This is a genomic window from Saccharothrix sabaoui (assembly GCF_051756985.1).
Lineage (GTDB): Bacteria > Actinomycetota > Actinomycetes > Mycobacteriales > Pseudonocardiaceae > Actinosynnema.
The window spans coordinates 78,823-99,361 of sequence record NZ_JBPKJK010000010.1 but is presented as its reverse complement, the minus strand read 5'-3'; the positions used below and the strand labels follow the sequence as shown (position 1 = coordinate 99,361).

The window sequence follows — 20,539 nt, the reverse complement described above, 5'->3', positions numbered from 1 at the left end:
CCAGCTCGTCGTCGCTCACGCACACGAGCTGGTGCGTCCAGCGCGCCGCCCACCGCTCCCAGGCCAGCGACAGCCGCCCCACCACGCCGGTGGCGGTCTGGAACGACCACAGGTGCGGCTGGAACAGCGTCGGCCGACGCCCCCGCAGCACGAGCCGCCCGACCAGCCCGGCCTTGGAGCTGTGCAGGTGCACGACGTCGGGCCCCAGGCGGCGCAGCACCGCCCGCAGCCGCAGCCACTCGCCGGGCACGGACGGCCCGGGGTGGCGGCCCGCGCGCCACTCGTGCACCTCGACCCCGGCGGCGCGGGCGCGGTCGGCGAGCGGCCCCGGCGGGCACACCACCGCGACCGCCCAGCCCGAGCGCCGCTGCGCCACCGCCAGCTCCAGCACGACCCCGGCCACGCCCGCCGTCACGGGCTGGCTCACGTGCACGACCCTCACCGGCGCAGCACCTCCCTGTTCGCGGCCACCACGACCGCACCGCACACCACCACCAGCACCACCCCTTCGACGAGCGCGCCGGGCACCGACCCGGGCGGTCCGAACACGTCCCCCGCGGCGTGCGCGACGAGCGCGCAGCACCCGAACGCGGCCAGCACCCCGGCCGCGCCGCGCAGCACCGACCGGGTCGGCGGGGCCAGCCCGCGCCGGGCCAGGGCGCGCCACGTCACCGGCACCAGCGCCCACGCGGCCCCGGCCTGCACGGCGGCCACCGCGACCACCCCGTACCGGGTGGCCACCGCGAGGCCGGCGACGAGCACGACGAGGTGCGCCACCTCCAGCGCCAGGTAGCGGCGGGCGTGGCCGGCGGCCTTGAGCACCTGGTACCAGACGTGCAGCAGGCTGATCCCCAGGCCGTACAGGCACAGCAGGGCCAGCGGGACGGCCGCGCCCGCCCAGCGCTCGCCGAACACCACGACCCGGTCGGCGAGCACGGCGGTCACCGCGTACAGCCCGCCGGTGAGCAGGAGCACGGCGAGCGTGAACCGACCGACCACCCCGGACAGCCCGCGCCCCTCGCGCAGGTACCGCGCGCACAGCGGCAGCACGACGCCGCCGAGCACCACGGCGACCAGGACGTAGGGCACCCAGGCGATCCGGTACGCCAGCGAGTACACGCCGACCGCCTCGGCGCCCAGCACGCGGGCGACGGCCAGGTAGTCCAGGTTGATCAGCAGCACCGCCACCAGCGCGCCGGGTCCGACGACCGCGATCCACGCCAGTGCCTCCCGCGCGGCGGCGGCGTCCCACACCGGTCGCACCCGCACGCCGACGACCACGCCCAGCACGGGTTGCGCCACCGCCGTGCACAGCAGGCCGACCACGAGCGAGCACGGGCCGTTGCCGGACGCGGCGAGCACGATCGTGACGGCCGCGCCGAGCACGGCGGAGCCCGCGTCGGGCAGCAGCCGGCGGCGGAAGTCGAGGTCGCGGTGCAGCAGGCCCATCTGCACGCCCGCCACCGCCGAGAACGGCAGGCTCGGCGCGGCCAGGCGCACCAGCGGCGCGACCGGCGCGTCCAGCGCGAGGGCGATCGCGTCGGCCGCGAGCACCAGGCCCGCGGCGAGCACCAGGCCGGTGCCCGCGCTGAGCACGAGCAGCGTGCCCGCCACCCGCCGCGGGTCGCGCCCGGTGCGGCTGACCACGTCGTAGACGCCCATGGACTGCACGACCTGGCCGATGTTCACCAGCGCCACCGCGAGCGCCACCAGCCCGAGCCCCTCGGAGGTGAGGAACGCGGCGAGCACCAGCGTCACGGCCATCTGGCTGCCCTTGCCGACCAGGTTGACCAGGAACAGCCACAGCGAGCCGCGCACGGCGACGTGCCCGGTCACGTCCGCGCGGACCTCAGCGCGACCGCCACCAGCAGCGCCCAGGCCACGACCAGCGCCACGCCGTCCGCGGTCACGTCGACGCGCGCGCCGAACAGGTCGCGGACCGCCGTGCCGACGAAGTGCAGGTGCGCGAACGGCACCGCGACGGCGAGCAGCGCGAGCCCGAGCCGCCCGTCCCGCCCCCCGCCGTCCTGCTTCCGGCCGCGCCACCACACCGCGGCGACCGCCGCCGCGGCCGGCACGGCGATCAGCACGTCACCGGGCTGGTGCACCGCGCAGACCACCACGGCCAGGCAGGTGAGCAGGTCCGCGACCTCGGCCGACCCCGCGCGGTCGAGCCGCCGCACCAGCACCGCGCTCACCGCGAGCACGCCGACCAGCGCCAGGCCCTCCGCGCCCGGCGGCAGCCAGCCGGTCACCCGGTGGAGCACCGCGGCCACGTCGACGCGCTGGGCGGTCATCGAGTCCACCGCGCCGTACGAGGTGGCGCTCGCGTGGGCCAGGTTCGCCGCGAGGGCGTCCACGAAGGACGCGACGCCCTGGCGCAGGACCAGCGGCACCAGCACCACCAGCGACGCCACCGCCGCGACGGCCGTGCCGGTCACCGCCACCCGTCGCGAGCCGCGCGCGAACAGCAGCAGCGCCAGCGGCAGGCCGAACTGGGGCTTGAGCCACGCCAGGGCCAGCGCCACCGCCGCCCAGCGCGGGTGCCGGTCGCGGGCCAGCAGCGCGCCCGCCGCGCCGACCGCGATCAGCGGGTTCACCTGGCCCACGTACAGCTGCGCCTTGCCGACCTGGCTGAGCAGCAGCAGGGCCGCGACGACGGCGGTGCCCAGCGCGAGCGGCACGTGCGGGCGCAGCCGGCCCGCCGCGAGGACGGCCAGCACCAGCAGCAGCACCAGGGACGCCAGCGCGAACGCCACCGCGCCCACCCGGTAGCCGGGCAGCGCGAACGGGGCGTGCAGCAGCAGGTGGTAGGGCTGGTAGAGGTTGAAGTTCTGCCGCACCGGCCAGTGCGCGAACATCACCGCCGGGTGGTACGGGTTGCCGCCGTCGAGGAACTCGCGGACCGGGAAGTAGAGCGCGTCGCGGAAGTCCTGCATCCGCTCCTCGGGCAGGTTCGCCCGGGTCGGCACCGGCACCCGCCACGCGGGCAGCAGCGCCCGCCACGCCGCCGCCGCGCCGACGAGCGCGACGGCGGCCACGACGAGCCGGGTCCGCCGCGCGGGCGCCACCGTCGTCACGACAGCACCACCGCGACGACCGCGGCGGACGCGGGCAGCGAGCCGACCACGGCCGCCAGCTCCTCCTGCCGCCCGTCCTTCGGCGCGACCGCGACGACCGCGTCCCCGTCCGCGGGCTCGGCGGTCTTGTCGGGCAGCGCGGCGGCCAGCTCCTCGGCGCGCCCGGTCAGCCCCGGCACGACCGGCACGACGCGCGCGGGCCGGGCGGATGCGTCGCACAGCACGGTCAGCCGCTCGACCAGGTCGGGGTCGTCGTCGTCCAGGACGGTCACCGGGTGCCGCGCGCCGCCGGCGACCAGCGCGGCCCGCACCCGGTCGCGGGGCCGCGTGCGGCGCAGGTGCCCGGCGGCCCACGTGCCGAGGCCCGCGACCACGGCGGCGGCCAGGGCGAGGCCGAACGCCAGCGGCCGGTCCGGCGCGACGCGGGTGGTCTCCGGCCGGTCGAGCAGCCGCAGCCGCGCGGCCGGGGCGAGCAGGTCGGCGTCCACCACGGCCCGCGCGATCTGCGCGGCGGCCTGCGCGGCCTGCTCGGCGGTCGGCGCGCGCACGGACAGCCGGGCCAGGCCCGAGGCGGGCACCAGCTCGACCGACACGCGGCCGGCCAGCTCACCGGCCGTCGTGCCCAGGGTCTCGGCGGGGGCGCGCAGCACGGACGGGCTGCGCGCCAGCTCCACCAGCGCGGGCAGCGACAGCGCCACCACCTCGCCGAACCCGGCGGTGCCCGGTTCGGCGGCCACGGGGCCCGCGAGCAGCCCGACGCGGCTCTCGTGCTCCTCGCCGCGCACCTCGACGGCGAGCACCACGACGACGGCGACCAGCAGCGCCGCCGCGAGGCTCGTGACCAGCTGCCGCCTCACGTGCGCCCGCCCGTGACCGCGGTGCGCAGCAGCTCGTCGTAGGACCGCATGAGCAGGACCGGGTCGTGCGCCTTCCGCACGGACACGCGCCCCGCCTCGCCCAGCGCGGACCGGGCCCGCTCGTCGAACAGCAGCGAGCGCAACGCCTCCGCGGTGGCGCCCGGGTCGCGGCGCGGCACGACGACACCGCCGCCGCCGGCCAGCGCCTGGCGCACGCCGTCCACGTCGGTCGCGACCACCGGGCGGCCCGCCTCCAGCGACTCCAGCACCGCGACCGGCATCCCCTCCCAGTCGCTGGTGAGGACGGTCAGGTCGGCGGCGGCCAGCAGGTCGGGCACGTCGCAGCGGTTGCCCAGGAACACCACCCGGTCGGCGACGCCCAGGTCGGCGGCGAGCTTCTCCAGGTCGTCGCGCAGCGGGCCGTCGCCGGCCAACCACAGCACGGCGTCGCCGCCCAGCTCCGCCCACGCCTCCAGCAGCACGTCGTGCCGCTTCTGCGGGGCCAGCCGGGCCGGGCACAGCGCGACCGGCACGTCGGGGCCGACGCCGTGCACGGCGCGGACCGCGTTCCGGTCGACCCGCTCGCGCTGCGGGAACACCGCGTTCGGGATGACGACCGGGTCGGCGACGCCGGCGGCGCGCAGCCGTTCGGCGGTGGCGTCGGCGACCGCGACGACCGTGCGCGAGGTGCGGCGCAGTATGCGGGCCGCGCCCCCGTAGTCGGCCTCGGCGACGCCGTGGAACACGGTCAGCAGCGGCACCCGGCGAGGCAGCACGGCGAGCCGGGCGACGAGGCTGGCCGACACGTTGTGCGCCAGCACCACCTCGGGCCGGAAGCTGCGGACCGCGGCCTTGGCGGCCGTGGTGGCGCGCAGCACGCCGGTCGCCTTCCGCTGCGCCACCGGCACGGTGAACGTGGGCACGCCGAGCGCGCGCAACGCCTCCGCCCGGTGCCCGCCGCCGCTGGCGACGGCGGACTGCCAGCCGAACTGCCCGCCCGCGCGGGCCATCCCGGCGACCAGGGCTTCGGCGCCCCCGGTCCCCATCTCACTGATCACGTGGAGCACACGCAACGTCGCTCGTTCTCCTCAGACGCAGGTCGGCCGCGGCGACGACCGCCACCAGCGACCACAACGGCAGGTAGTACTGCTGGGACAGGAAGGTCGAGGCGACCACGACCGCGATCAGGGACGCCTGGACGGCGACGACCGGCAGCGGGTCGGCGGTGGTGCGCAGGACGCGTTCGGCGGTCACCGCGGTCAGCACGAGGAGGGCCGCGAACAGCGCGAAGCCGGGCAGCCCCAGCTCGGCGGCGACCTCCAGGTACATGTTGTGCGCGACCGGGGACTGCTCGTCGACCTCGGCGTTGTGCGAGGCCGCCGGGTAGCCGGCGCGGAACCCGCCGGGACCGACGCCGAGGCCGGGGTGCTCGGCGAGCATCCGCGCCGCGGCCTGCCAGCGCAGCTCGCGGGTGTCGACGTTGGTGCCGGCGATGTGGGTCTTCTCGCCGAGCGCCCGGTCCAGCTCGGGCCCGAAGAACAGCGCCGCGACCGCGCCGAGCGCGACCAGCGCCCCCACCGCGCCCGCGAGTGCCCTGAGCGGCAGGGCGCGCCGGGCGAGCAGCCACGCGACGGCGGCGGTGAGCGCCAGCCCCCCGCCGCGCGAGAACGTGGCCGCCGCACCGGCCGCGAGGGTGGTGGCGGCGACGGCGAGCACGGCGGTGCGCCCCCGCCCGGACCAGGCGGACCCGGCGAGCACGGCGGTGCGCCCCCGCCCGGGCCAGGCGGGGCGGCGGGACGTCCTCGCGCGCAGCGCGACCAGCAGCGGCAGGGCGGCGACCAGGAAGTAGGCCAGGTCGTTCGGGTCCTCCAGCGGCCCGGTGGCGCGGGTCTCGCCGAGCGCCAGGGTGCTGTGCAGCGCGCCCGCCGCCGCGACCACCGCGCCGCCCACCGCCGCCGCGAGCAGCGACCTGATCGGCAGCTCCCGCGCGGCCACGTCCATCAGCACGACCGTGACCAGCAGGAACGGCAGCCAGCGGAGGGCGTACTCCATCGTGTAGGCGCCCCCGGCGTGCAGCGCCGAGGAGGCGAGCAGGACCACCGCGAGCAGCCCGAGCAGGGCGTGCGCCGGGTGCGGTTCGGGCGCCCGGCGCTCCCTCACCCGCGTCACCGCCCACGTCACCACGAGCAGCGCGGGCGCCACCTTGGCCAGCTGGCCGTGCACCTGGAGCAGGTAGCCCTCCAGCGGCGCGGCGAAGACCGTCGCGCACGCGGACAGCCGCAGCGGGGAGGTCATCCGGAGCGCACCAGCAGGTCCGCGTCGCGGTCGCGCAGGCCGGGGGCGAGGCGGCGCACGTGCTCGCCGGTGCCCACGACGTCGAAGTGCGCCCGCAGCGCGCCGAGCACCCACCCCAGGAACACGACCTTCCGCGCGCCGGGCACCGCCATGCCGGGGAAGAACCCCATGCCCGGCGCCTCGGCCGCGCCCAGCACGTCCGTGGGGTGCAGCAGCAGCGACGGCTGCACGCCGCGCGCCCGGCACAGCCGCAGCGCGGTCCGGAAGTAGCCCCGGGCCAGGCGGGGCGAGACCTGGTGCAGCTGGAGCAGGTAGGAGCCGTGGATGGGCACGCGCAGCAGCGGCATCGTGGTCACCGGCAGCTCGACCAGGCCGGTGCCGACGCGCCAGCGGTAGGCGGTGTTGGGCGCGCGGACCCGGCCGAAGCCGCCGAACAGGTCCTCCGCGCCGCCGTCCGGCGCGGTGCGGTTGTGGTAGGCGCGGGCCAGCGGTCCGACCCAGGTGGGCAGGGTGCTGGCGTCGTAGCGGTAGCCGCGTTCGGCGAGCAGGGCGAGCAGGGTCGGGGTGACGCTGTAGCCGGGGCCGCGGAACCCGGTGGGGCGCGGCGCGCCGGCGGCGGTGATCGCGTCCTCGGTGCGGACCAGCTCGGCCTCCAGCTCGGCGCGGGAGTAGCGGTGCAGCCACGGCTCGTGCCCGTACGAGTGGTTGGCGACCTCGTGGCCCGCCGCGGCGATGTCGGCCACGGCGCGCGCGCCGTCCTCGCGCTCGGCGTCCGCGCCGACCACGAACACGGTGGTGGTCAGGCCGTGCTCGCCGAACACCTCCAGCAGGCGGGGCACGGCGGTGGGCAGGAAGCTCGGGCGGGCCTCCCACGCCGGGTCGCCGTGCGTCTTGAGGTACGCCCAGAGGTTGTCCAGGTCGAGGGAGACGCTGGCGGTGCTCATGCCGCCGCCCGGGCGGGTGCGCGGGCGACCCGGCCGGCCGAGCCGAGCGCGAGGACGCCGCCGACGACGAGCGCGACGCCCACCGCGACCCACCACTCGCGGCCGGGCGTGACGCGGTCGCCGAGCGCGGCGACGCCGACGACCGAGGTGATCACGACGGTGGTGGCGTCCATGGTGGCCGCGGTGGGGGTCGCCGGGCCGCGCCGCAGGCCGAGGGCCAGGTAGGACTGCCCGACCAGGGCGGCGAACGCGGTCAGCCACGCCAGCGGGTGCAGCGGGAGGTCGGTCGCGGGTTCGTCGGCGATCGTGCGGCTGGTGATGGCCACGACGGCGAACGCGAGGCCGGCCAGCGCGGCGAGCGGCACGACGCCCGTCACCCACCGCTGCACCAGGACCAGCGCGAGGAGGGGCAGGCCGAACAGGACCAGGCCGGGTCCGGTCGGCACGTCGTGCGCGGTCGACGGGGTGGCGGCGGCGACCAGCAGCACGAGCCCGGCGGCCATCACGACGAGCACGGCGACCTCGACGGGCCGCACGCGCCAGCCGAGCGCGAGGACGCCGAAGGCGGTGGCCAGCCCGACGGCGCAGGACGCCCCGGCCTGCACGAGGTACAGCGGCAGGTCGGCGCGGGCGAGGAACGCGAGCGCGAACCCGGCCACCTGGCCCGCGAAGCCGAGCAGGTAGAGCCGGTCGCGCAGGAGCCGGGCGAGCAGGCCGAGGCCGTTCGCGGTGTCGTCGGCGCGTCGGGAGGCGACGGACTGGGCGACGATGCCCAGCGCGTACATCACCGCGGACGCGGCGAGTGGGAGGTATCCGGTCACGAGCCTCTTCCCTGCACGGCGCGGGCGTGATCCCGACGACGGTGGGGCAGCGTAGAACCCGACGACCCGCGTCTCGTTCGAGCGATGGGGCGTTACCTGATCGAGGGATAACCCTGACTACGCAACGAGACCAACGGACCGTGTTGCCGAACCAGCAACTTTTGTTGTCACTCTTCCGAGGGGTCTCACACCATGGCGGTATGACCACTGCGGAACAGAACGCGGAACAGAACTGGGACGACCTCTACCGGGTGCGCGCGCAGGAGCGCGGACGGGTGTGGTCGGGCAAGCCGAACGAGCTGCTGGTGCGCGAGGTCGCCCACCTCGACCCCGGCACGGCGCTGGACCTCGGCTGCGGCGAGGGCGGCGACGCGCTGTGGCTCGCCGCGCAGGGCTGGCGGGTGACGGCGGTCGACGTGTCGGGCGTCGCGCTGGCCCGCGCCGAGGCGGCGGCGGTCGAGGCGGGCGTGGCGGACCGGGTCGAGTGGCGGCGGCACGACCTGTCGCGCACGTTCCCCGAGGGCGAGTTCGACCTGGTGTCGGCGCAGTTCCTGCACTCGGAGTGGGCGGCCGAGGGCGAGCGCGACAGCATCCTGGCGCGCGCGGCCGAAGCCGTCGCGCCGGGCGGCGTGCTGCTCGTCGTCGGGCACGCGGGCTGGCCGTCGTTCGTCACCGAACCGCCGATCGACCACCGCTTCGCGACGAACGCGGAGGTCCTGGCCCACCTGGACCTGGGCGACGACTGGGTGGTGGAGGTGGACGAGAGCGTGGAGCAGGAGGTCACGCACGGGGACCGGCACGGCACGCGCGCCGACCACGTGCTGCGGGTGCGCCGCCGGCCGGCCGCCGACCGCGGCTAGGCGCCGAGGCGCTCGACCAGGGAGGTGAGGGCGTCGCCCAGGGGCAGGTCCACGCGCGTCGTCGCGTGGGCGTCGCCCCTGGTCTCGCCCCGGTTGACGATGAGCACCGGCTTGCCGGCGCCCGCCGCGTGCCGGACGAACCGCAGACCGGACATGACGGTCAGCGACGACCCCAGCACGAGCAGGGCGTCGGCGGCGTCCACCAGCCGGTAGCACTCGTCGACGCGGGCGCGGGGCACGTTCTCGCCGAAGAACACCACGTCCGGCTTGAGCACGCCCCCGCAGTCCGCGCAGTCGACCAGCCGGAACCCGCGCACGTCGTCGTCCGCGAGGTCCACGTCGCCGTCGGGGTTGATCCCGGTCGCGGTGCCGCCGAAGTCCGGGTTGGCCGCGCGCAGCCGGCGGTCCAGCTCCTCGCGCGGGCTCGTGCGGCGGCACGACAGGCAGACGACCCGGTCGAGGCTGCCGTGCAGCTCCACCACGCCGGGCGTGCCGGCGGCCTGGTGCAGGCCGTCGACGTTCTGCGTGATGACGCCGGCCAGGTGCCCGCTGCCCACCAGGCGCGCCACGGCCCGGTGGCCGGCGTTGGGCGCGGCGCGGGCGATGGTGCGCCACCCGAGGTGGCTGCGGGCCCAGTACCGGCGCCTGCCCCCGACGCCGCCGGTGAACTCGTCGTAGGTCATCGGGGTGTGCTTGCGCAGGCTGCCCGCCGCGCCCCGGTAGTCGGGGATGCCGGACTCCGTCGACAGGCCCGCGCCGCTGAGCACCAGCGCGTTGCCCCGGCCGACGACCCGCACGACCTCGTCCAGGCTCGTGGTGCGCGGCAGCGGCGAGCCGGTGGACGTCCAGCTCAGGGTGGGCCGCGTCCTCATGCACCCCAGGTTACGTGGCCGGCCCGGGTTTCCCCGGCCGGCGACCTCGGTGCCGCCCTCCCGCCGCACCGGCCTAGAGCCGGAAGTCCGCGCGCACCAGGGCCGAGTCGAACGCGCGGTTGCCGGACTGGACGGGCATGGTGTCGCCGGGGCGCGGCCCGACCAGGGCGGCGGCCTCGGCGGGCAGGCCGGTCCGGTGGTCGACGAGGGTGACGTCGAGGGGCGCGCCCGGGTCGAGGTCGCAGGTGATGTCGCGCGGCACGGGCCCGTACAGCTCCAGGACCCGGGCGTCCAGGTCGAAGCCGCCGGTGCGGCAGCCGGTCACCGGGAGGGTGACCTGGGTGCGCCACGCCGACGGGGTCGGGGTGACCCGGAACGCGACGGTGCGCCGGTCCCCCGCCACGTCGGCGGTCAGGACGGCGGTCGGCGCGGGCAGGCCCAGGTCGGGGGCGTCGGCGCGCATCAGCTCGGTGGTGAGCGCCGGGTGCTCGTCGGTCAGCACGACCCGCTCCGGGTCGTCGCCGAGCACCCTCGACGTCCACTCGTCGGGTCGCGGGTCCGCGGACAGCCACGACGCGCCGCCCGGCGCCTGGAGGTAGATCAGCGAGTTCGGGCGCTGGTCGGCCTCGGTGAAGTCCACCCGCACCGCGCCCACCGCCACCAGGGCCAGCGCGAGCAGCGCGGTCACCGGCGCGGCGGGGCGGGGCAGGTCGGCCAGCAGCGGCAGCAGCAGGACGCCCGCCAGCAGCGCGAACGCCACGCCGGCGGCGGCCAGCGGCATGCCCAGGGCGACCAGGAGGGTGCCCACCAGCGGCGGGTGGACCGCGGCGGCGGCCAGCGGCGGCAGCACGCGCAGGCGGGGCAGCCGCAGCGCGGCCAGGCCGAGCAGCAGCGGCCACTGGAACAGGAAGCTCGCCCCCGGCACGAGCAGGGCGGACGCGACCAGCAGCACGGCCGTCAGGACCAGCGCGCCGGCCAGCAGCTCGTCCCGCGCGCAGCGCCGCAGCAGGCGCACGGCCACGAGCAGCACGGCCAGGCCGAGCAGCAGGAACCCGGCGACGAACCAGCCCCGCTCGGGCGGCTCGGACAGCGCGAGGAAGCCCAGCTCGGGCCGCGCGGCGGCGACCAGGGCCCACACCCCGAACGCCGCGCCGCCCGCGACGAGCACCGCGCCGGCCGACCCGCCGGCCGCGAGCAGCACCCGCCGCCACGCCCACCGTCCCCTGTGGACGAACAGGGTCGCGGCGAGGCCCAGCGCGGTCAGCAGCGCGAGCACCACCGCGAACCACACCGGGTAGTGCACCAGCACGCGGGAGAACAGGTCGAAGTAGACCGCCGGCGAACCGTCCACGGCCCGCAGGTCGCGCTCCCCCAGCACCCGCGCCAGGCCGAGCATCGTCTCGCCGTGGTGCTGGAGGCTGCCCCGGTCCAACCGCCCCAGGTCGTCGTGAGGCGAGTGGTAGTCGTGCACGTGCTCGATGAACGCGCTGTTCAGCCCGCGCGCACCCGCGTCGAGGAACACCGAGAAGTCGCTGTAGTTCGGCATCAGCCGGTACACCTCGTAGGCCAGCGAGTTCGCGATCGGCCGGCTCGACGCCCCGGCGAACGCCTCCACCAGCGGCCCGTTGCCGGGGCCCGTCTCGAACATCCACACCGGCCCGCCGCTGCCCCGCGCCTCCCAGTTGAGCACCGCGCCGTACTCCCCGACGCCGTGGCGCCGCACGAACGCCTCCGCGCCGAGCGTCCCCGCCTCCTCGCCGTCGGTGAACAGGAACACCACGTCGTTGCGCACCCCGGCGAACGACAGGGCGCGCAGGGTCTCCAGCATCGCCGCGACCGCCGCGCCGTCGTCGGCCGCGCCCGGACCGGTCGGCACCGAGTCGTGGTGCGCGACCAGCAGCAGCGCCTTGCCGCCGCTCAGCGCCGGGTCGGAGCCGCGCAGCCGGGCCACCACGTTGTGCGCGGTCGCCACCCGCCGCACGTCCCGCCACGGGTGGACCACCTCGTCGGACTCCTCGGTCACCTCGGCGCCCAGCTCGCGGGCCGTGCGCACGAGGTGCTCGCGGACGCGTTCGTTGTCCGCCGAACCGATCGGGTGGGGCCGCTGCGCGATCTCCCGCAGGTGCTCCTCGGCGCGGCCCGCGGCGAACGCGGCGGCGGGCGCGTCGGCCACCGGGGCGGGCGGGCGGAACGCCAGCACGGCCAGCGCGGCCACCGCGGCGAGCAGCGCGAGCAGCACCGGCGACCAGCGGGAACGGTCCTCCTCGATCATCCGGTGACCTTAAGCCGGCCGTCGTCCACAAAGCACGGGGGAACGTTCGCGGAACCGCATCCGGACGCTTCCGGCGAACCGGACCACCGCGTAACGTCAGCCGGTGGTCCGCTGACGGAGGAGGTCCGATGAACACCCCCCGGGACGGCGTCCTGTCGGAAGACCCGTTCGCGTCCGCGCTGCGCGCCGCGATCACCGCCCGCGGCCTGGGCCTGGACCGCATCCAGGAGCGGCTGAGGCACCGCGGCACCACGATCAGCGTGGCCGCGCTGAGCTACTGGCAGTCGGGTCGCCGCAGGCCGGAGCGCAGCGGCTCGCTGGTGGCGGTGCGGCACCTGGAGGAGGTGCTGGACGTGCCGCCGGGGTCGCTGACCGCGCTGCTCGGCGCGCCCCGGGCGCGCGGGCGGACCAAGCGGCCGTTCCACGGCCCGTCGCTGGAGGAGATGTGGCCGGAGAGGGCCCGGCTGGGGCCGCTGCTCTCGCGCGTCGACACCGACACCGACGAGGCGCTGACCCGCATCTCGCTGCACGTGCAGGTGGAGGTCGCGGCGGACCGGGGGCTGCGCACCGTGCGCACCCGCCAGGTGCTGCGCGCCAACCGCGACGGCGTGGACCGCTGGCTGACCGTGCAGGACACGACCCAGAACGGCCCGGCGCCGACGATCGTGCCGCTGCGGTCGTGCCGGCTGGGCAAGGTCGCGCGCGACGAGCGGACCGGGGTGGTCGCGGCGGAGCTGCTGTTCGACGGACCGCTGGCGCGCGGCGAGACGATCGTGGTCGAGCACGCCACGGAGATGGCCGGCCCGCCGTACCCGCGCGGCGACGACACGTACTGCCGCAAGTTCCGCGCGCCGATCCACGACTACGTGGTGGAGGTGCGGTTCGACCGGGCCGAGCTGCCCGTGTCGTGCCACCACTACACGACGACCCCCGACCACCCCGACCCCGACCACCACCGGCGGATGCCGGTCACGCCGGACGGCTACACGCACGCCGTGGCGCTCGGCTTCGGCCCCGGCACCTTCTGCGTGGGCTGGCGGTGGCCCGAGGGATGATCGGGTGGTGATCACCGGGCACACCGCCCGACCGCCCTCGGTCGACGACGCCGAGGCGCTGTTCGCGCTGGTCCAGGCGTACACGCGGGCCGTCGTCGGGTTCGCCGACAGCTCGCTCGACGACGTCCGCGACGAGCTGGCCGAACCCGGTTTCGTGCCCGGGCGGGACGCGCGGGTGGTGTTCGACGCGGGCGGGGCGCTCGTCGGCTACGGCATCGCCGACGCCCGCGGCGGCGGGCACGTGGACGCGCGGCGGGCCGTGCACGCGGTGTGGAACGCCTCGTTCGCCGGGCAGTCCGGGTTCGAGCCGAAGCCCTGCGACGAGTGGCGGACCGGGCCGGCGCGGAAGTCGATCTTCTCCTGGGACGACCTGTGGCTCGCCGAGCCGGTCGGGTTCCCGGAGTGCACGGACCAGTTCCTCGACCAGGGCTGCGGGTACGTGGGCCACCTGGGCGTGCCAGGGCCCGCACGGGGGCGCGGCGTGGGCCGGTACCTGCTGCGGCACGCGTTCCACCGCGACGCGGCGGCCGGTCGGGCGGGCACGCTCCTGCACGTGGACTCGGCCAACCCGACGCCCGCGCTCGGCCTGTACGGGTCCGGTCGGCATGCGCCCGGTGCTGGTGCTCGACGCGTGGCGGGCGCTGCTGCCCACCTCCTAGGAGGCGGGCGTCAGGGGGTGGCCGGGCCTTGGCGGGCCGCGCTCACCCCTGGCTGTCGATCATCCACTGGCCGTCGACCTGCACCAGCGTGTAGACGTGGTTCTCCTGCTCCTGACCGCCGCCGGGCCGGGTGTAGGTGATGGTCGCGGACACCGTGTTCGGGCCGGTCGCCTGCACGTTGCTCGCCTCGACCTCGGTGAAGTCGTTCCAGAAGTCCTCGTAGGAGGCGTAGGACAGGCCCCGGCTGGCCTTGAAGTTGTCGGTCAAGCGGGCGAAGAGGCCCTGGAGGTTGCCCGGGAGCTGGCCGTAGTAGTCGCTGATCGCCTGGTCGGGGCTGGCGGGGGTGGGCGGCGGCGCGTCGGACGTGGTGGTCGTCGCCTCGGCCTCGGTCGTGGTCGTGGTGGTGGTCGCCGTGGGTTCCCGCTGGTCGCCGGTGGTGCCCTGGGGCTGCTGCGCGGGCGGCTCCCCGGCCGGCGCGGTGGAGGAGGCGGCGGGGTCCGGCTGCGCGCCCGGCGACTCCTCGCCGTTCCGGTTGAACAGCCAGACGAGCAGCCCGGCCAGGGCCACGACCAGCACCACGGCGGCGAGCCCGAGCAGGGCCTTGCGGTTGCCGGCCTTGTCCTCGTCGCGGGGCTCGGGCCGGGCCTGCCGCGGGGGCGGGGGCGGCGGCGACTGGGGGCGGATCGGCGGGGCGGCCTGCGAAACCGGTTTCGCGGTGGTGGCGACCGGGGCGGCGGCCGGGGCCGGGGGCTGGGCGGCGGGCTCGGGCGGCGTCGGTTCCGGGTCCGGCAGGCTCGTCATGATCGCGGTCGCCGCCGGGGCCTTCTTCGTCGGCGCCGGGGTCGGCTCGCCGTCGAACCGCACCTCCTGGAGCATCCGCACGGCCTCGTCCATGGTCGGCCGGGTCGCCGGGTCCGAGTCGAGCAGGCGCATCAGCACGGGGGCCAGCGGGCCGGCGTTCGACGGCGGGGCGAACCGGCCGTCGGCGACCCGGTGCAGCAGGGCGATGGTGTTGCCGTCCAGGCCGAACGGCGGTTCGCCCTCCACCGCGGCGTACAGGGTCGCGCCGAGCGCGAACACGTCGGCGGGGAACTCGCCCTTGCCGCCGCGGGCCACCTCCGGCGACAGGTAGGCGGGCGTGCCGACGAGCATCCCGGACGCCGTCACGGTCACCTCGTCCGCCGCGCGCGAGGTGCCGAAGTCGGTGACCTTGACCGTGCCGAACTCGGTGACCAGCACGTTGCCGGGCTTGACGTCCCGGTGCACGACGCCGGCGGCGTGCGCGGCCGCCAGGCCGGACGCGAGCTGCCCGCCGATCCGCGCCACCTCCTCGGCCGGGAGCCTGCCGCGCTCGGACATCACGGTGGCCAGGCTGCGCGACGGCAGGTACTCCATGACCAGCCACGGGTGGCCGTCGTGCTCGACGACGTCGTAGAGCGCGATCACGTTGGCGTGCTGGAGGCGGGCCGCGATCCGGCCCTCGCGCACGGCGCGGTCCACCGACTCCTGGTCGAAACCGGTGCGGGCCAGCAGTTCCTTGACCGCCACGACGCGGCGCAGCCGGACGTCCTCCGCCCGCCACACCACGCCCATCCCACCCGAGCCGATCCGCTCGGTCAGCTTGTACCGACCTGCGATCGTGCGGTCCTCCACCGGTGCTCCCAACGTCGCGCGCACGTCAGCGCCGGGGGTACCCGATCAGGTGTCCCCTCGAACGTGTGTCTCAGTCGTAACACTTCCAGTAGGGGTTTGTCCGCTCACCACGCGGGAGGGGACCGCACTGATCAACACGTCGTCCGCTGGGCGCCCGACCGGCGCGTCCACACCGGAGCCGGCGGGCGCCGGGCGCGGCGGCCCGCCCCCGTCGATCACCCCTCCGCCACCCACACCGGGGCGTCGGAACCCCACCGCGTCGGACCGCGCCCCCAGGCGACCGGCGCGCCGTCGTAGCTCACCGGGCACACGGCGTGCCGCAGCGGGCCGTACGGCGACGGGGTGGTGGTCAGCCACCGCTCCGGGTCGTGGGCACCCGCGGGCGCCGGCGTCGCGCGGACCCCGTGCAGCAGCCAGGACGCCGTGCCCGCCAGCGACAGCCGCACGTGCCGCCCGCCGGGTTCGGCCAGGCCCCGCAGCACGGCGGCGGCCAGCAGGTAGCCCGTGCCGTGGTCCAGCGCCTGCGCGGGCAGCACGCCCGGCACGCCGTCCCGGCCCTCGACGGCGGCGATGCCGGTGGCGGCCTGCACGAGGCTGTCGAACCCGCGCCGCCGCCCCCACTCCCCCTCGTACCCCCAGGCCGACAGCTGGGCGACGACCAGGTCCGGCCGCCGGGCGAGCAGCGCGCCGGGCGCCAGGCCGTGCCGGTCCAGGGCGCCGGGGCGGTAGCCGGTGACCACGACGTCCGCCCGGTCCAGGAGGTCGTCGAACGACCGCCGGTCGCGCGGGTCGTCGAGGTCCAGGAGGGTCGAGCGCTTGCCCGGCCCGGTGTCCGCGTGCACGTCCTCGTCCTCGGGCAGCCCCGGGCTGTCCACCCGCAGCACGTCCGCGCCCAGGAACGCGAGCACGCGGGTGGCCACCGGGCCCGCGATGACCCTGGTCAGGTCGAGGACGCGCACGCCGGTCGCGGGCAGGTCGGCGGGCGGCAGGGCGCGGCGGTCGGCGGTCGTGCGGCGGACCTCGACGAGCGGGAGCCGGGCCGGGTCGGGGTCGGCGCGCACCGCGACGGCCAGCCCGCCGGCCGCGTGCACCCGCTCCTGGACCTCCGCCGCCGCGCGCCCGGCCAGTTCCCGGGCCAGCGCGTCGCGGTCGGCCGGCACGCCCAGGGCGCGCAGCAGCCGGTCGCGGTGGTGCGGGTAGTTGGCGTGCGTGCGCACCCAGCCGTCGGCGGTGCGCCAGAACCCCGACAGGGGCGCGAACGACGCGCCGACCCGCCCGTCGACCCGCAGGTGCCGCTCGCTGGTGAACGCCGTCGCCACCGCGCCCTCGTCCACCACCACCGGCGGCACGGGCGCGTCGTCGCGCAGCGCCTTCAACCGGGCCGCCGCCAGGGAGCAGGCGCCCACCGAGGCGCGGGCCAGGTCCCGCACCGGCAGTCGCGCGGGCAGCACGTCACCCGCCCCGAGGTAGGTCACCCGGTCCCGCCCCGGGTCGCCGCCGAGGGCCGTCCACACCGCCGCCGTGGTGTCGTCCACGACATCATCCTGCCCGGTGTGGAACGGGGATTGTCGTACCCCCGTCGTAGTGTCCACCACGACTCGATCAAGCAGGGGGTGTGACGTGCGCAGGTGGGAACTCGTCGAGGCGGGCTCGGCCAAGTTCTGGGAGGTCGGCCGCGAGGGGGCGGCGGTGACCGTCCGGTACGGGCGGTTGGGGACCGGGGGCCAGGTGAAGGAGAAGTCCTTCGGCTCCGAGGAGGCCGCCGAGGCGCACGTCGCGAAGTCGGTGCGGGAGAAGGAGAAGAAGGGCTACCGCGCGATCACCGCCGACGGGCCGTCCGGCGACGGCAGCGAAAGCAGCGGCGGCGGCGGCGACAACGGCGGCGGCGGCGGCGAACTGCCGGACGAGGACACCTTCGTCCCGCCGTCGTCGTGGTGGTCGGGCGTGCACCCCCGGCGCGACGGCCTGGTGCGGCGGCCGGCGGTCCCGGCCCCCGGGGCGGTGTCCACCGTGCGCGCCGCGCTGGCCGCGCTGCCGCCCAAGTCGCGGGCGGCGCTGGAGAACCGCGACAGCGAGCGGGAACCGGCCGACGCCGCGCTCGCCCACCTGGCCGGCGAGGCGACACCGCTGGGCGCGGGCGTGCTCGCCCGGCTGCTGATCTCCGAGGGCATCCCGCTCAAGCCCGTCGTCGGGGCGCTCGCCGACGCGTGGGTGGTCGAGCACGGCCTGCCCTTCGCGGCGCGCGCCGCGGTCGAGCTGAGCCGGGTGAAGCTGCACTGGTTGAGCGTGGGCGGTCGGGAGACGCCCCGCGCGCTCCAGTTCGAGCTGCCGCACGGCAGGTACCACGACCTCCTGCCCGGCGGTGCGGTCGGCGCGCGGGTGCGCGAGCTGATCGCCGCGGCCGAGCGGGTCGAGGACGTGGAGCAGGCGCTGGAGGGCTACCTGGCCGACCCGGTGGGCCGCTTCGCCGTCGCCTACCTCGTGCCGCACCGGCGCGACTGGGTCGAGGACGTCTGCCGGCACGTCCTCACCCGCGGCCACTCGGACGACTGGACGCGCCTGGTGCACGCGGTCGGCACCGCCGAGCAGCTGGGGCACGTCGTGGCGCGGGACTGGGCGCCCTGGCACTTCGCCAAGTCCTCGACGCTGCACACGGTGCTCGACGGCGTCGGTCCCGCCGCCGCGCCCGCGCTGGCCTCCCTGCTCGACCGCGCCTCGTCGTCCGACCAGCGCAAGCTGCTGCTGAACGCGCTGGTGCGGCTGCCCGCGGACGAGGCGTTCGGGCTGCTGCTGGCCCGGTTGTCGGCGAAGGGCGTGCAGCCCGCCGTGCAGGAGATGGCGCGGCGCTTCCCGGTGCGCGCCCTGCGGTTGCTCGCCGCGGCACCCGGGCCGGCCGCCCGCCTGCTGCTCAAGGCCCACCTCCAGCGCCACCCCGACCTGCCCGGGCGGGTCGAACTGCCGCCCGCCGCCCGCGCCGTCGTGGAGGAGCTGCGCGCCGCCTCGGCCGCCCGGCTCGACGACGCGGTCGACGGCCTGCCCGAGCTGCTCGTCCGTCCACCGTGGACGGTCAAGCGCACGCCGGTGGAGCCGGTCGTGGTCACCGGGCTCACCGCGCCGCGGTACCGCGCCGTCGAGTGGGCGCCGGGCGAGCGGGGGACGTGGTCCGCCCTCGCCGCGCCCGCCGACCTCCGGGAGCCCCAGGGCGGCTGGTCGGCGGCGGCGCGGGAGTTCGCGGGCGGCAGGCTGCGCTGGCACCTGCAGACCGGGTTCTTCCTGAAGGCGCCGGAGGACCTGGTCGCGCCGCTGGTGTCCTCGTGGCGCCCGCCGGAGTCCTGGCAGGACGACCGGGTCGCCCGGGCGCTGGTGCTGCGCTTCGGGGCCGAGGCCATCGACCCCGCGCTGCACCTCGCCTCCCACCACCCGGCGACCGCGGGTCCCCTGATCGGACCGCTCGTCTCGCCCGAGGTGGCCGAGCGGGTCGCGGACTGGGCGTCCCGGCTGAAGTCCGCTCGGGCGGGCGCGGTGGCGTGGGTGCGGCGGCACCCCGGGCACGCCGCCCGGTTCCTGCTGCCCGCCGCGGTGGGCCCGGCGGGTCCGGTCCGGCGGGCCGCCGAGGCCGTGCTGCGGCTCGTGCCCGACCACGCCCGGGAGGCGGCCCGCGAGCACGGGCCCGAGGTGGAGCGGGCGGTCGAGCGGGTGCTGGAGCTGGACCCGACGACCGCGCTGCCCGCGAAGATGCCGGTGGTCGGCGACTGGGCGGACCCGGCGCTGCTGCCGCAGGTGGTGGTGCGCGGTACCCGCCGGGCGCTGCCCGCGGAGTCCGCGAGGCACGTGCTGACCATGCTGGCGCTGTCCACACCGGACGCCCCGTACCCCGGTGTGGAGGTGGTGCGCGAGCTGTGCGAGCCGGCGTCGCTGGCCTCGTTCGGCCGCGAGCTGTTCCGGCTGTGGCAGTCCGCCGGGGCGCCGTCGAAGGACTCGTGGGTGATGAACGCCCAGGGCCTGCTCGGCGACGACGACACCGTGCGCCTGCTGACGCCGCTGATCCGGGCGTGGCCGGGCGAGGCGCAGCACCAGCGGGCGGTGGCGGGCCTCGACGTGCTGGCCGCGATCGGCACCGACCTGGCGCTGGTGTCGTTGAACGGCATCGCGCAGAAGGCGAAGTTCAAGGGCCTCAAGCAGCGGGCGCAGGAGAAGATCGCGGCCGTGGCCGCCGCGCTCGACCTGACCGCCGATCAGCTGGCCGACCGGCTCGTGCCGGACTTCGGCCTGGACGACGCGGCGACCCTGGTCGTCGACTACGGGCCGCGCCGGTTCACCGTCGGGTTCGACGAGCAGCTCAAGCCGTACGTGCTGGACGAGGGCGGCAAGCGGCGCAAGGACCTGCCCAAGCCGGGCGCGAAGGACGACCCGGAGCGGGCCGCCGCCGAGCACCGGCGGTTCGGCGCGCTGAAGAAGGACGTGCGCGGGATCGCCGCCGACCAGATCGCCCGGCTGGAGCTGGCGATGGCGGTGGGCCGCCGGTGGAGCGCCGAGGAGTTCCGCACCCTGCTCGTGGGCCACCCGCTGCTGTGGCACGTCGTGCGGCGGCTGGTGTGGGTGACCGACGGCGGCGCGGCGTTCCGGGTGGCCGAGGACCGCAGCTTCGCCGACGTCTCCGACGACGTGTTCGAGCTGCCCGACGACGCGCGGGTCGGCGTGGCGCACCCGCTGCACCTGGGCGACGGGACGGCCGCGTGGGCGGAGGTGTTCGCCGACTACGAGATCCTCCAGCCGTTCCCGCAGCTGGGCCGCCCGGTGCACGCGCTGACCGGGGCCGAGCTGCGCGCGAGCAGGCTGGAGCGCTTCGAGGGGTCCGTCGTGCCGGTGGGCCGCCTGCTGGGCCTGACCAAGCGCGGGTGGGAGCGCGGGCAGCCGCAGGACGCCGGCGTCGAGTGCTGGATCACCCGCCCGCTCGCCGACGGCGGCGCGGTCGTGGTGAACCTGGACCCCGGCATCGCGGTCGGCATCCCGCACGAGTTCCCGGAGCAGCAGCTCACCGACATCTGGGTGGCCGACGCGGCCGGCCCCGACTGGCGCCCGCGCGGCGGCCGGACGTTCGGCGAGCTGGACCCGGTGACGGCGTCCGAGGTGCTGGCCGAGTTCACCGCCCTGACGAGCTGACGCACCAC

Annotated in this window: 16 protein-coding genes; 4 read left to right on the top strand and 12 right to left on the bottom strand. The window is 76.8% G+C overall.

The genetic code is table 11. From position 1 onward, the window contains the following. The 8 genes from ACR807_RS05300 to ACR807_RS05265 all read right to left on the bottom strand — a co-directional run. A partial coding sequence (locus ACR807_RS05300) for a glycosyltransferase (RefSeq protein ID WP_438920062.1) occupies positions 1-427 on the bottom strand: 427 nt, incomplete at its 3' end. Positions 428-438: 11 nt separating this feature from the next. Continuing rightward, positions 439-1,836, bottom strand: a complete 1,398-nt coding sequence (locus ACR807_RS05295) for an oligosaccharide flippase family protein (RefSeq protein ID WP_438920061.1) — start codon at positions 1,834-1,836, stop codon at positions 439-441. Continuing rightward, positions 1,833-3,080: a glycosyltransferase 87 family protein gene (locus tag ACR807_RS05290; RefSeq protein ID WP_438920060.1), complete on the bottom strand. Its 1,248-nt coding sequence runs from the start codon at positions 3,078-3,080 to the stop codon at positions 1,833-1,835. The genes ACR807_RS05295 and ACR807_RS05290 overlap by 4 nt, the downstream gene beginning before the upstream one ends. Next, positions 3,077-3,937, bottom strand: a complete 861-nt coding sequence (locus ACR807_RS05285) for a hypothetical protein (RefSeq protein WP_438920059.1) — start codon at positions 3,935-3,937, stop codon at positions 3,077-3,079. The genes ACR807_RS05290 and ACR807_RS05285 overlap by 4 nt, the downstream gene beginning before the upstream one ends. Continuing rightward, the gene (locus tag ACR807_RS05280) at positions 3,934-4,983 is read right to left on the bottom strand and encodes a glycosyltransferase (RefSeq protein ID WP_438920058.1); all 1,050 of its coding nucleotides are present in this window, start codon (positions 4,981-4,983) and stop codon (positions 3,934-3,936) included. The genes ACR807_RS05285 and ACR807_RS05280 overlap by 4 nt, the downstream gene beginning before the upstream one ends. A 1-nt stretch (position 4,984) precedes the next feature. Then, a complete protein-coding gene (locus ACR807_RS05275; RefSeq protein WP_438920057.1) occupies positions 4,985-6,232 on the bottom strand; it encodes an O-antigen ligase family protein in 1,248 nt (415 codons plus the stop codon). After that, complete coding sequence (locus tag ACR807_RS05270) at positions 6,229-7,176, bottom strand: polysaccharide deacetylase family protein (RefSeq protein ID WP_438920056.1); 948 nt, start codon at positions 7,174-7,176, stop codon at positions 6,229-6,231. The genes ACR807_RS05275 and ACR807_RS05270 overlap by 4 nt, the downstream gene beginning before the upstream one ends. Beyond that, entirely contained in the window at positions 7,173-7,997 is an 825-nt protein-coding gene (locus ACR807_RS05265; protein WP_438920055.1) for a hypothetical protein, read from the bottom strand. The genes ACR807_RS05270 and ACR807_RS05265 overlap by 4 nt, the downstream gene beginning before the upstream one ends. 200 nt (positions 7,998-8,197) lie before the next feature. Here ACR807_RS05265 and ACR807_RS05260 point away from each other — a divergent pair, with 200 nt between their 5' ends. Further along, positions 8,198-8,857 (top strand): SAM-dependent methyltransferase, encoded by a 660-nt coding sequence (locus ACR807_RS05260; protein ID WP_438920054.1) that lies wholly within the window; start codon positions 8,198-8,200, stop codon positions 8,855-8,857. Here the strand turns inward: ACR807_RS05260 and ACR807_RS05255 are convergent. Both ACR807_RS05255 and ACR807_RS05250 read right to left on the bottom strand, forming a co-directional pair. Continuing rightward, positions 8,854-9,729, bottom strand: coding sequence for an NAD-dependent protein deacetylase (locus tag ACR807_RS05255; protein ID WP_438920053.1), 876 nt, complete (start codon positions 9,727-9,729; stop codon positions 8,854-8,856). The two genes, ACR807_RS05260 and ACR807_RS05255, sit on opposite strands and share 4 nt — an antisense overlap. Before the next feature lie 73 nt (positions 9,730-9,802). Continuing rightward, a complete protein-coding gene (locus ACR807_RS05250) occupies positions 9,803-12,001 on the bottom strand; it encodes a M20/M25/M40 family metallo-hydrolase (RefSeq protein ID WP_438920052.1) in 2,199 nt (732 codons plus the stop codon). A gap of 128 nt (positions 12,002-12,129) precedes the next feature. On the opposite strand from ACR807_RS05250, the gene ACR807_RS05245 reads away from it, so the two are divergent. Continuing rightward, a complete protein-coding gene (locus tag ACR807_RS05245; RefSeq protein ID WP_438920051.1) occupies positions 12,130-13,056 on the top strand; it encodes a helix-turn-helix domain-containing protein in 927 nt (308 codons plus the stop codon). A 7-nt stretch (positions 13,057-13,063) separates the two neighbouring features. After that, positions 13,064-13,855, top strand: a complete 792-nt coding sequence (locus tag ACR807_RS05240) for a GNAT family N-acetyltransferase (protein ID WP_438920050.1) — start codon at positions 13,064-13,066, stop codon at positions 13,853-13,855. On the opposite strand, the gene ACR807_RS05235 is transcribed toward ACR807_RS05240, so the two are convergent. After that, positions 13,758-15,368, bottom strand: coding sequence for a serine/threonine-protein kinase (locus ACR807_RS05235; RefSeq protein ID WP_438920049.1), 1,611 nt, complete (start codon positions 15,366-15,368; stop codon positions 13,758-13,760). The genes ACR807_RS05240 and ACR807_RS05235 overlap by 98 nt on opposite strands. Positions 15,369-15,583: 215 nt before the next feature. Continuing rightward, positions 15,584-16,903, bottom strand: coding sequence for a CoA transferase (locus tag ACR807_RS05230; protein ID WP_438920048.1), 1,320 nt, complete (start codon positions 16,901-16,903; stop codon positions 15,584-15,586). Positions 16,904-16,988: 85 nt separating this feature from the next. Between ACR807_RS05230 and ACR807_RS05225 the strand changes: the two genes are divergently transcribed. Then, positions 16,989-20,531 (top strand): DUF4132 domain-containing protein, encoded by a 3,543-nt coding sequence (locus ACR807_RS05225; RefSeq protein WP_438920047.1) that lies wholly within the window; start codon positions 16,989-16,991, stop codon positions 20,529-20,531. The last annotated feature ends 8 nt before the right edge of the window (positions 20,532-20,539 follow it).